We start from the raw sequence: 11485 nt of genomic DNA on the forward strand, positions 1-11485 counted from the left end.
ATGGGCGCCATTCCAGTTCCCAAGGGTTTCCGCTTCGCGGCCACGGCCGCCGAATTCAAGAAGAAAGACAAGCTCGATCTGGCTTTGATCGTGGCCGACGAACCCGCGGCCGCCGCGGGCGTCTTCACCACCAACCTTTTCAAGGCCGCGCCGGTCCTGCAGTGCATCGAAACGCTCGAGGTGCTGCCGCGCGTGCGCGCCATCGTGGCCAACTCCGGCCAGGCCAACGCCTGTACAGGGGAGGAAGGGCTGGTCAATTGCCGCCTGACCCTGGAGATGGTCGCGGGGCTCCTCGACTGCCAGATGGTCGAGGTGCTGCCCGCCTCCACGGGCGTCATCGGCCAGCACCTGAAGCTCGACAAGTGGCGCGCGGCCGTGCCCGCCCTGGGCGAGAGCCTGGGCAAGGCCGGGCCCATCGACTTCGCCAAGGCCATCATGACAACGGACAAGTTCCCCAAGATCGCCTGGCGCAGGCTGGACGTGGACGGCCGCGAGGTGCGGCTGATGGGCATGGCCAAGGGCGCGGGCATGATCAGCCCGAACATGGCCACCATGCTCGGCTTCGTGCTCACGGACGCGGCGGTCGATCCCGCCTGGTGGCGCGAGATCCTGCAAAAGGCCGTGGACGAGAGCTTCAACCGCATCACCGTGGACGGCGATACCTCGACCAACGACTGCGTGCTCGCCCTGGCGGGCGGCGCCAGCGGCGTCACGGTCGATTGCGAATGTGGCCAGGAGTTCGCGGCCGCGCTTTCGGACCTCTGCCAGTCGCTGGCCTACATGATCGTCGAGGACGCCGAGGGCGGCACCAAGGTCCTGCGCATCACCGTGGTCGGCGCGGCGGACAACCGCCAGGCCGAGGACGCGGCCAGGGCCGTGGGCAATTCGCCCCTGGTCAAGACGGCCATGTTCGGCAAGGACGCCAACTGGGGCCGCATCGTGGCCGCCTTGGGCCGCAGCGGCGCGCAGTTCGACCCGGACAAGGTCAGCGTGGCCATCGGCGGGGTGACCATCTTCGACCGCGGCCGTCCCGTGGCTGGCGACATGGACGCCATCCTCGCGCCTCTGATGCGCAAGCAGGACGTGAGCCTGAACGTCTCGCTCGGCCAGGGGCCGGGCGAATACGTGCTCTTGGCTTCGGACCTGACGCACGAATACATCTCCATCAATGCAGACTACAGGACATAATCCCCATGACCCGAACCTTCACCTGCAACGCCACGCAGAACCTCGGCGGCCGCGACAGGCTCTCGCGCCTGGCGGACTTCCTCTTCGAGGCGGGCATGCTCCGCAAGACCCCGCGCTCGGGCTATCAGTTCCTGGGCACGGGGCAGGAAAACGTGGCCGAGCATTCCTTTCGTACCGCCGTGGTGGGCTTCGTCCTGGCCGAAATGGCCGGGGCGAGCGCCGAACGCACGGTCATGCTCTGTCTTTTCCACGATCTGCACGAGGCGCGCACCGGCGACTTCAACTACGTCAACCGCATGTATAATTCCTCGCGCCGCACCGACGCCTTGCGCGACGCCCTGGCCGGAACCGGGCTGGCCGAGCGCATCCTGCCGCTGTGGGAGGAGCTTGAGGTCGTGGAGAGCCTCGAAGCCAGGCTTGCGCAGGACGCGGACCAGATCGACCTGATTCTGAACCTGAAGGAACAACTCGACCTGGGCAACACCTACGCGGGCAAATGGCTGGCCTGCGCGCTCGAACGCCTGCGCACCCCCGAGGGCCGCGAACTGGCCGCGCGGATCGCCCAGACCGACCACACGGACTGGTGGTTCAAGGGCCCGGACCGCTCCTGGTGGGAGAACAAGAACGGCCGCAAGAAGGCGGCCGACCCGGCCTTGGGAGAAAGAGGAAAGGACGAGCCGTGAGCCTCGACCTCTATCTGGCCTTCGTCCTGACCTCGGCCGTGGTGCTGGCCATTCCGGGACCGACCATTCTCTACGTCACGGGCTGCGCGCTCAGCCACGGCAGGCGCTCCATCTGGGCAACCGCGCCCGGCGTGGCCCTGGGCGACCTCTTGGCCATGAGTTGCGCGCTACTCGGCATGGGCGCGCTGCTCACGGCTTCGGCCGAACTCTTCACTCTGCTCAAGTGGGGCGGCGCGGCCTACCTGATCTGGCTGGGCCTGAAAAGCTGGCAGGCCTCCCCGGCTGCCCCGGCCACCCGCGCCTGCACGCCGCGCCAAAGCCGGACACTCTTCGCCCAGGCCTTCGTCATCACCGCGCTCAACCCCAAGAGCATCGCCTTCTTCGTGGCCTTTCTGCCCCAGTTCGTGCGCCACGGAGAACCACTCGGGCCGCAGTTCGCGCTCCTCGTGCCGACTTTCGTGGTCCTGGCCGTGGTCAACGCCACGCTCTACGGCCTGCTGGCCGGAGCCGTGCGCGAGCGCGCCCGCGATCCGCGAACCATGCGCGCCCTGAACCGCGTCGGCGGCGGGGCCCTGATCGGCGCTGGCCTCATGACCGCGCTCATGCGGCGACCCGCCTGACGATCAGCGTGGCTCGCGCGAGACGGGGCCGGGCGGGAGCTCGCCCGCCATTGCCGTTTCCCGCGCGGTTCATTTTTTTCGGACCGTGATGAACGGAAAACCCGACCATTTTGATTGACTACACAATCATTTTGAGACAAAGGAGCCGGGGGCTTCGCTCGCGATGGCGCGGCGGGGCCGAAGGCCACTATTGCCCGGAGCCCAAAGCGTGTTAGAGTTCATGCTTCGGGTCCTCTGCATGCCCCGTTTTGCCGATGCGTGGCGCGTGGCCCCGGGAGCGCAGGTTTTCCTGCGCTTCATTCCCGACATTATTACCGTTTCGGGGGAATCATGGACGTCGTCATCGAGCAGATCGCGCATCTGCAGATTCTCAACCAGTTCTGGCTGTCGCTGTTCCTTCTCGTCCCGATGGTCCTCATCGCCAGGACCGTGGTCGCGGGAACGCGCTACTCGCCCATCCTGATCATCGTCATCTTCGGCCTGGGCATGGGCTACGTGCTGGTCAAGAGCGGCGTTTCCAGCCCCGGCCTGCCGGAATTCTCGCTCATCGACCTCATCAGCCGCACCACGGTCATCGCGCTTACGGTCTCCTTCTTCGTGGGCGGCCAGGAGTTGCGCAAGATCCTGGGCGGCATCGAATTGGAGCCAGACGACATGGTCGTACCCTCCACCGAGGAAGTGGTCATGGGCACGGGCCGCACCCAGATGGTCTTCATCATCCGCTCCTTCTTCCTGCTGCTGGGGCTTGAGGCCGTTTACCGTCTCACCGTGGGCATCGGTGGCGGCGACCTCGCCCGCTACTATCCGGTGGTGGCCTACATCGGCATCGTGGCCGCGATCATCCTTATCGATTACAAGGCCACAGTGGCCAACAAGCGTCTCTACATCAAGAAGGGGCTGGTCGAGATGGTCGGCATCCTACTCGTGCTCTTCCTCTCCTACCAGATCGCCGTGGCGATCAGGCCCCTCATCGGGCTGCCGCAGATATTCTTCGCTATGATCCTCTCCGCAGGGCTCGGCGCGTTGTGCTACAAGTGGTGCTTCGGCCCCACCATCCGCGCACTGCTCTTCGCGGGCATCCCCGTGGTTCTGGCGGGTAACTTCATGATCGGCGGCTCGCGTATCGATGAGGCTTTCGCCATCACCGGAATGAACGCGGTCCTGGCTTACGGCTTCTTCGGCCAGATGTTTTGGATGTTCGGCGGCATCGCCCTGCTCATGTATTTCGGCCGCACGGCCAACTCCAGGAACCTCGCGCCGGGCATGGCGGGTGCTCTCTCCCACTCGGGCCTCACCGGCGCCTGCACGGCCGGAGACCTCGGCCCCACGGCGGCCTACCGCGCGCCGATCATGATCAACGTGCCGTTCTTCGGCCATATCTTTGTCTTTTCGGTGCTGGCCATGAGCGCGGAGATGGGAACACTCATGTTCTGGCCGTCGCTGGCCATCGTGGCCGCAGGCGTGGTGCTCACGGTGATATCCATGCGAACCCTGCGCCGCGCTGGCGGCAAGGACGCGGCCGAGGTCAAGGGGCTTATGCAGTTCTCCTTTGGCTGGCAGCTCTGCGCCGTCTTCGGCGGCTTTTTGATGCTAAGCCTCGGCGGCATGTCGCTCGAAAACTCAGCCATGGCCATCTCCTCGGGCATCTCACACTTCGGCCTTTTCGCCGCCACACAGGGCGGCATGTTCGGAGCCGAGGCCGCGCTGCTCATTCCTTTCATCTTCTCCATGCCCTTCCTGGTCCACCCGCTGGTCTTCTTCATGTTCGGCCGGGCCATGGAGCAAAACGGCGAGATGCCGCGCCTGCCAGCCTACATTCTGGGCACGCTCGGCGCCCTGGGCGTGGCCTACGCGATCATAGTCGCCTAGCAGTCCGCCGAGAAGCGTTTAAACGCCGCGCCTCCAGGCTTGGAGGCGCGGCGTTTTTCGTTTGTCCATTCGTGGACGGTTTCGGGACGCAGCGTAGTGCCGTCACGATGAATTGAAAGACTTTCTGGGATACAGAAACGGGGATAAATATCCTCACACGTATTTTTCGTTTTTCTTGTTGCCAAAATAAAAAACAGTGGTATGCATTGAAGCAATGCCGTTTGGTGGCGATCAAGAATTCTTGACGAATTTTATATCGCAACGGGCGGAAATTTGAATCAGGTAAATGGCATCATGAAAGAAAGAAAAATTAAAACAGCCATTCGCTACGGGCGCGCCATGTCGTGCGCTCGTCTTGAGGCTGGCATTTTTGGGGCAGACATGTAGCCGTTGCATACGCGCCGCATGTCGTGCCCCGCCTCCGTGTCATGGAGAGCGGGGCTTTTTTATTGCATCAAGGAGGAAGAGAGAGATGACCAGAGAAGAACTGCATTCCGTCGAGCAGGAGATCGAACGGGAAATCGAGGAGATCGGCCAGTCCATGGACCGCTGGCGGGAGTTCCATGCGGACGAACGCGAGGATCCGGAGGATTTCGTGCGCGAGTACCATGCCAGCCATGGGTGGCTCAGGCGCATGAACGACAGGCTGCTGGAGCTTCAGGTGGCCTTGCGGCGTATTCGCGAAGGCGGCTACGGCGTGTGCGAGGAGTGCGGCGAGGACATCGCCGTGCAGCGGCTGCGCGCCGCCCCGGCGGCACGGTATTGCATCGCCTGCGCCCGTGCGGCCGAAGGTGTGTGAGCGTGGCGCTATTCGGGCGCGGAATCGAGGTCGATGAGGCCAAGCCGCGCGGCGTAGCGTACGAGGCCCGCCAGGTTCGAGAGGCCGAGCTTCTGCATCAGGTTGGCGCGGTGGTTCTCCACGGTCTTGCGGGTGATGAACAGCCGCGAGGCGATGTCCGTGGTCGAGTGGCCTTCGGCCAAAAGGCGCAGGATCTGCTGCTCGCGCTGGGTCAGCGAGCCATAGGCGGCGTCGCTGGCCTGGGCCCGGCGGGCCGAGTATTCGCTGAGCTTCATCAGCACCTTTGGGGCCAGGGAACTGTCCAGATACTGCTCGCCGCGCGCTGCCGCGTCCAGGGCCTGGGCCAGGCGTTGGGCCGAGGACTCCTTGACCACGTAGCCGCAGGCCCCGGCCTTGAAGCTCTCGGCGATGAGGTCGATGCGGGCGTGCATGCTGACCACGACCACGCGCGGCGCCCGCTCGCGCGCGGTCAGTTCGCGGATGACATCGAGCCCGCCCGCGTCGGGCAGCGAAATGTCCACGAGCGCAATGTCGGGCGAGAGTTCGGCCGCGAGCCTGAGTCCGTCGGCGGCTGTTCCGGCCTCTCCGACGACCACGTTGCGGGCGTCCTGGCCGATGATGGCCTTCAGTCCCTCGCGCATCAGCGGGTGGTCGTCGATGATGAGAATGCGCCTTTTTGCGCTCATGGAGTCCCCGCTAGCGGCGCTTCGGCCACGATGCGCGTTCCCGCGCCCGGCTTGGAACGGATGGTCAGGCGTCCGCCCAGCAGTCGGGCGCGCTCGCGCATGCTCCAGAGTCCCATGCGTTTTTCAGCCAGGGCCTGCCCCTGACGGATGTCCGGGTCGAAGCCCGCGCCGTCGTCCTCCACGCGAAGGATGATATCCGGGTAGGAGGCGATGAGCTTGACCGTCACGAGCTTCGCGCCGGAGTGTCTGCGCGCGTTGGCCAGGGCCTCTTGAAGGATGCGGTAGAGGTTGATGTGCGTCTCGAAGGAGGTGCGCACGCCCTGCATGCCATCCGCGAAAAAGGCCACCTCGATGCCGTGGCGCGCGGAAAATCCCTCGCAGAGCCGAAACGCCGTCTCGGCGAGACCGAGTTGGTCCAGCGCGGGCGGCAGAAGATCGTAGGAAAGATCGCGCAAGCTGGCGATGGCCCCGCCCAGGCGCGCGGAGAGGTCGCGGGCCTGACCCGCGGCCTGCTCGCCAGATTTCTCCATCAGATCTGGCAGCGCCTCAAGCCCCATGCGCAGCATGGAGAGTTCTTGGGCCACGTTGTCGTGCAGTTCGCGCGCGATGCGTTGGCGCTCGGTTTCCTGGGCCTTGATAAGCTCGCGCGAGAGTTCGTGCAGCCGTTCCTCGGCTTGGCGCGAGGCGATGATCCGGGCCAAATGCTCGGCCACGGCGTCGAGGAGTACGCGTTCCTCGCGCAGGAATGGCCCTTCGTCGCAGGCGGGACGTTCCTCGCGATACCCCACGTCGATGCGGCCGATGCGTTCGCCGTCCACGACCACGGGGCTCGATTGGCGGCTGACCGGGCGGCGGAAGCCCGGCGTGGCGAAGGTGCGGCCGCCCACGACCACGCGGGCGCAGGCCACCTCGGGGTGCTGCCAAGCGCGGGCCACGATTTCGGCCACGCCCGAGAGCACCTCGTCCAGGGAGAGGTCGCGGCGCTGCGAGAGCCGCGTGATGGCGTACAGGCAGTCCAGCTCCTTGACCCGCTCGCGCAGGGCGGCCAGGGCCTTCTCGTGTTCGTGCGCCAGCCGCTCCTGAGGCAGGGCGGGAGCGGGTTCGGGAAATGCGGAGGGAGAGGGGGCCATGCGTTCGCCGTCGCCTTTCATTTGCCGGATACTACCCCCTCGCGCCTCGTCTGTCAGCCCATGCCGCAGGTTCGGGAAGACGCTGGCGGGGCTGCCGCCGTCGTGAATCGGCCAGGGTGAAAGGCGGGGCCGTCCACGCGAACGGCCCCGCTCTTCATGTTTCGTTAGGCGGAGATGATGCGCCGGGCGAGTTCGTCCTGCGCGTCGGTGATGAAGGGAACGCCAGTTTCGCGCTCGGTCTCGCGGTTGGCCGAGGCGATGTCCTCGCGCGTGATGTTTTGCACCGAGAATTTGCGTGCGCCGGCCAGGAGTTGCTGCAGGCCCGCGCCCAGCTTGTCCATGAGTGTCCAGATGGCCACCGCGCCGTAGGGCACTTCGCGCATGGCCTCGGGGCCGATCTTGCGCTTGAGGTCGTGGTATCCGGCGAAGATCTTGTCGGGCGTCTCGCCGATGTCGCGCACGGACTTGGGCAGGGTGTCCCTGTTGCCGCTGACCCAGGCGCGGCGCTCGGGGTGCAGCGCACCCTCGATGTTCGAGCCGAGGAAACCGGGAATCATGATCGAGCGGCCCATGCAGACGAGCTTGGTGAAGGGCGCGCCCAGGGCCAGGGCCTTGAATATCTGGTCCTCGCGGGCCAGGCCGCCGGCGAAGGACAGGTCCACGACCTTCTTGCCCTTGGAGGCCAGAAGGGCCGCGTATTCGCGCGCCTTGGCGTGCAGGAGGATGGAGGGCACGCCCCAGGTCTCCATCATGTTCCAGGGGCTCATGCCGGTGCCGCCGCCCGCGCCGTCGATGGTCAAGAGGTCGAGGTTGGCGTCGGAGGCGAAACGGATGGCCATGGCCAGCGCCTCCATGCCGTAGGCTCCGGTCTTGAGCGAGATGCGCTTGAAGCCCAGACTGCGCAGGTAGTCCACGGCCTGCATGAAGTTTTCGCGAACCTGCTCCACGCTGGAGAGGTCGGTGTAGCCCAGGCGGCTGTGGCGGGCGAAGGCCGTGAGCGAGCCGCTCTCGAAGGCGTCCTTGACTTCGGGGCGCTCGGGATCGGGATCCACGAGGTAGCCGCGGCGCTTGAGGAACAGCGCGTAATCCAGGCTCGTGACCTTGATCTCGCCGCCGATGTTTTTCGCGCCCTGGCCCCACTTCAGCTCGATGACCACATCATCACCGTGCTTTTGCAGGACGTATTCGGCCACGCCGTTGCGTGTGTCCTCGACGTTGAGCTGTACGATGATTGCGCCGTAACCGTCGTAGTAGCGCTTGTAGATGGCGATACGGCGATCGAGCTCGGGGGCTGAGCCGGTCTTGCCGTCGGCCAGTTCGGCGGTGCGGTCCACGCCGACCACGTTCTCGCCGATGACAATGGGAATGCCCGAGAGGGCGCAGCCCACGGCGAAGGAATCCCAGTACTTGGCGGCGATGAAGGTCGAGCCGAGCGCGCCGGTCATCAGGGGCATGCGCACCGGCGTCTTTTGCGCCGCGCCGAACTGGGTCTCCAGGGAGACGTTGGTGAACAGGCAATCGTCGGGGTTGGTGGTCCGGTCGGGGGCCACGCCCGCCGCGCCGTAGGCGAAGCCCTGCACACGCAGGGAGTTGTAGGACACGCCGACGTGCTCGGTGTTGCCGCTGCCCGCCGTGATCAGACCGAAGTCGCGGGGATAAAGCACGCTGCGTCCCTTGAGGCTCGATAGCCAGGTCTCGCACTTTCCGGCGCAGTCGGCGCGACACAGGGTGCACAGGCCGGATTCACAGGCAGTGCCGCGATTGGTGGTCCCCAGGACGTCGTTGCTTTTGGGATAGGCGCTCATGTTTCTCCTCTTTGGGCGATCGTTGCGGTCTGGCCGTGGCGGGCGCATGCCTGGCGGGAAAGCGCGGCGCCGCAGCGGCGCGGACCATAACACGGTCAGTCGCCCGTTCGTCGATAGGGAGGCGGAGGAGAAAGCCGGGAGATTTGTCCCGGAAAACCGGGATAATGTCCCGATCGAAAGTGGGGGGCTGTCCGATTGAGGAAAGCCGTGCATGGCGTATGCATTTAGGTGGGCCGCTCTTTGCGGGATGCGGCTTCACGAGGCGAATCATGGCGGAATCGATAATCATGCCTAAAGCCCGGACAGGGGCTTGGACCACGGAAGTTGATGAAACCCGTTGTCAGGGACAGACCGTTTCCTCTCGAGTGGTTGCGCGCATGCTCGCGGCCACGGGAACGGCGCGCCATGACGCCGGAGCGCCATCCGATTTCAGGCTGCATATGCTGGACGAGGGGCGCTATCGGGCCGACCTGCGTCCGCCGCGAGAGAATGCCTTGTCCGAGGATATTTACGCCGACGACGACGGCGGGGCCGTGCTCCATGCCCGCCAATATGAGGACCATCTCGTGGCCGTTGCGCACGGCGAGTGGAACGAGTCGGCCTGTTTCAATTTGGCCGACTGCCTCGTGCGGGCACTCGATGCCGGATGCAGGACATTCATCCTGGACCTGGGTTGTCCGGGCGCTCTGCCTCCCGGCGCACGGGCCGTGGTCGAAAGCCTTTCCCGCTGCCTGGCCCGCGAGGGGCTCTCGGCCGACATCCGCCTTTGTCCTTCGGACGCCACCTGAGCGGGTCGGTTCTGCGCGAGTTTTCCATCACGGCTGGACCTCGATGCCCCGAGCGGGTATATGGATCGTGTAAAAGGAAGGCGCGCCGCCGGACGTTTCTCGCGATCCCGGTTCGGCGGCCTTAACGCGACAGCCAGGCGGGATTCCCGCCGCGAGAAAGGAGGACTTCCATGCGCGTAGCCGTCATCTCCGATACCCACCTCGACGAACCCACGCCCTGGTTCAGGCGCGTCTTTGATGAGCACCTGGCCAAGGCCGACGCCATCATCCATTGCGGCGACATCTCCGGCGACGGCATGGTGCGCTTCCTCGAAGCCTCGCATCCCAACGTCCATATGGTCTGCGGCAACATGTGCACGGGCTCGGCGCGCAGGCATCTGGCCCCGCGCATCGCGGTGACCTTCGAGGGCTTCCGAGTTGGCGCCTCGCACGGCACCTGCTCGCAGGGCTCCTCGGCGGAATACGTGCTGCGCGAGTTCGGGCCGGATTTCGAGGTGATCTGCTACGGCCACACGCACGTCTTCGACTGGCGCAAGATCGACGGCAGGTGGGTGCTCAACCCGGGGGCGCTGCAAGAAGGTGAGGGCAGCTTCGCCTACCTCGACCTCGTGCCCGGCGAGGAGCCCAAGGCCGTGCAAGTCCGCGTTTAGAACCTGTTTCAAAACTCCCCCCTGCTGCGACCGGCTGCGGGAAGCGATGGCGGCGCCGGGAAGAGAAAAATGTCCTCGACGTGGCGCTGCCACGCCTCCGGGTATTTTCCCCTCCCCGGCTTGCCTTCGCTTCTCTCGCGCGGTCTCGCAACGGGGTTACTTTTGAAACTGGTTCTAGCAGACTGTCCCAAAAACGCCATCTGCGGCGTTGCCGCGAAAAGCGCCGGACCCTCGTGTATCAGAAATACACGTCGGCCCCGGCGTTTTCTTGCGCCTTGCATCTGGCGCTTTTGAACAGTCTGCAAAGTGAGGTTCTTCAAAGGCCTGTTAGGAAGGAGGGTGGATGCGGCGCAACGCCCGAAGCCCGCTCAAGGTATATAGGACGATGCCCGCCCAGATGCAGCCAAAAGTCACGGCGTGGGCAGAGGTGAAGGGCTCGCCGTAGACGAAGACGCCCAGCGAGAAGAAGCAGGTCGGCGCGATGTACTGGAACAGGCCGAGCGTGGTCAGCCGCATGCGTCTGGCCGCGCCAGCGAACCATAGAAGCGGCAGCGCCGTGACAACTCCGGCCCCGGCCAGGAGCAGCGTGGTCGCGGTCCCGGCATGGCCGAACGCGCCGAGGCCCGCATACTCGGCCCAGATGAGATAGACGAGCGCGGGCAGGGTCACTCCCAAAGTCTCCCAGAAGAGCCCGGGGATGGGCTTGACCTGCACCTTCTTGCGTAAAAGGCCGTAGGAACCGAAGGTCAGGGCCAGGCTCAGGGCGATCCAGGGAAAGCGGCCATAGGCGAAAACGAGGTTGGCCACGCCCACGGCCGCCAGCCCTACGGCGGCCATTTGCAGGCCGCGCAGCCGTTCGCGCAGCACGACCATGCCCAGCGTGGCGTTGACCAGCGGCGTGAGATAGTAGCCCAGGCTCGATTCGAGCACGTGGTCGTTGTTCACTGCCCAGATGTAGATCAGCCAGTTGACCGAGACGAGGCAACTCCCGACCAAGAGGAGGATGGCCGTCCTGCCTTGGCGCACGGCCGCAAGAGTCTCGCTCCAGCGGCCCGTCAGGGTCAGCACCAGCCCCGTGAAGCCAGCCGACCAGACGATGCGATGGCACAGGATCTGTGTCGCGGGCACTTCGCCAAGCGCCTTCCAGTAGATGGGCAGAAGTCCCCAGGAGAGGAACGCGGCCACGGCCAGGATGCGGCCGAGCCGTTGTTCGGAAGGGGAGAGGTCGTCTGCGGGCGCGGCGGGCTGCATGCTGTGGCCTTGCGTG

11 protein-coding genes are annotated in these 11485 nt (G+C 65.3%); 7 read left to right on the top strand and 4 right to left on the bottom strand.

Annotation, left to right across the window (positions count from 1 at the left end; all coding sequences use genetic code 11):
- From argJ to DSAT_RS12245, 5 genes are all read left to right on the top strand, one after another.
- Window positions 1-1188: a bifunctional glutamate N-acetyltransferase/amino-acid acetyltransferase ArgJ gene (gene argJ, locus DSAT_RS12225; RefSeq protein ID WP_020887837.1), complete on the top strand. Its 1188-nt coding sequence runs from the start codon at window positions 1-3 to the stop codon at window positions 1186-1188.
- A gap of 5 nt (window positions 1189-1193) precedes the next feature.
- The gene (locus DSAT_RS12230) at window positions 1194-1871 is read left to right on the top strand and encodes an HD domain-containing protein (RefSeq protein WP_020887838.1); all 678 of its coding nucleotides are present in this window, start codon (window positions 1194-1196) and stop codon (window positions 1869-1871) included.
- Window positions 1868-2491, top strand: a complete 624-nt coding sequence (locus DSAT_RS12235; RefSeq protein WP_020887839.1) for a LysE family translocator — start codon at window positions 1868-1870, stop codon at window positions 2489-2491. Before DSAT_RS12230 ends, DSAT_RS12235 begins: the two co-directional genes overlap by 4 nt.
- Before the next feature lie 330 nt (window positions 2492-2821).
- Window positions 2822-4360 carry a hypothetical protein gene (locus DSAT_RS12240; RefSeq protein ID WP_020887840.1) on the top strand — a complete coding sequence of 513 codons (1539 nt, stop codon included), beginning with the start codon at window positions 2822-2824 and terminating at the stop codon, window positions 4358-4360.
- 472 nt (window positions 4361-4832) lie between these two features.
- The gene (locus DSAT_RS12245) at window positions 4833-5159 is read left to right on the top strand and encodes a TraR/DksA family transcriptional regulator (protein ID WP_020887841.1); all 327 of its coding nucleotides are present in this window, start codon (window positions 4833-4835) and stop codon (window positions 5157-5159) included.
- Between the two features lie 8 nt (window positions 5160-5167).
- On the opposite strand, the gene DSAT_RS12250 is transcribed toward DSAT_RS12245, so the two are convergent.
- The 3 genes from DSAT_RS12250 to DSAT_RS12260 all read right to left on the bottom strand — a co-directional run bounded on the left by DSAT_RS12250 (window position 5168) and on the right by DSAT_RS12260 (window position 8780).
- Entirely contained in the window at window positions 5168-5845 is a 678-nt protein-coding gene (locus DSAT_RS12250) for a response regulator (RefSeq protein WP_020887842.1), read from the bottom strand.
- Window positions 5842-6975, bottom strand: a complete 1134-nt coding sequence (locus DSAT_RS12255) for a sensor histidine kinase (RefSeq protein WP_152490324.1) — start codon at window positions 6973-6975, stop codon at window positions 5842-5844. The genes DSAT_RS12250 and DSAT_RS12255 overlap by 4 nt, the downstream gene beginning before the upstream one ends.
- Window positions 6976-7139: 164 nt before the next feature.
- Window positions 7140-8780, bottom strand: a complete 1641-nt coding sequence (locus tag DSAT_RS12260; protein WP_020887844.1) for a glutamate synthase-related protein — start codon at window positions 8778-8780, stop codon at window positions 7140-7142.
- 377 nt (window positions 8781-9157) lie between these two features.
- Here DSAT_RS12260 and DSAT_RS12265 point away from each other — a divergent pair, with 377 nt between their 5' ends.
- Window positions 9158-9568: a hypothetical protein gene (locus tag DSAT_RS12265; RefSeq protein WP_040371236.1), complete on the top strand. Its 411-nt coding sequence runs from the start codon at window positions 9158-9160 to the stop codon at window positions 9566-9568.
- 170 nt (window positions 9569-9738) lie between these two features.
- Window positions 9739-10218: a metallophosphoesterase family protein gene (locus DSAT_RS12270; protein WP_020887846.1), complete on the top strand. Its 480-nt coding sequence runs from the start codon at window positions 9739-9741 to the stop codon at window positions 10216-10218.
- A 327-nt stretch (window positions 10219-10545) separates the two neighbouring features.
- Here the strand turns inward: DSAT_RS12270 and rarD are convergent, their stop codons facing one another.
- Window positions 10546-11469 carry an EamA family transporter RarD gene (gene rarD, locus DSAT_RS12275; protein ID WP_020887847.1) on the bottom strand — a complete coding sequence of 308 codons (924 nt, stop codon included), beginning with the start codon at window positions 11467-11469 and terminating at the stop codon, window positions 10546-10548.
- Between the last annotated feature and the right edge of the window lie 16 nt (window positions 11470-11485).

The sequence above is a fragment of the Alkalidesulfovibrio alkalitolerans DSM 16529 genome, from assembly GCF_000422245.1.
Classification (GTDB): Bacteria; Desulfobacterota; Desulfovibrionia; order Desulfovibrionales; family Desulfovibrionaceae; genus Alkalidesulfovibrio; species Alkalidesulfovibrio alkalitolerans.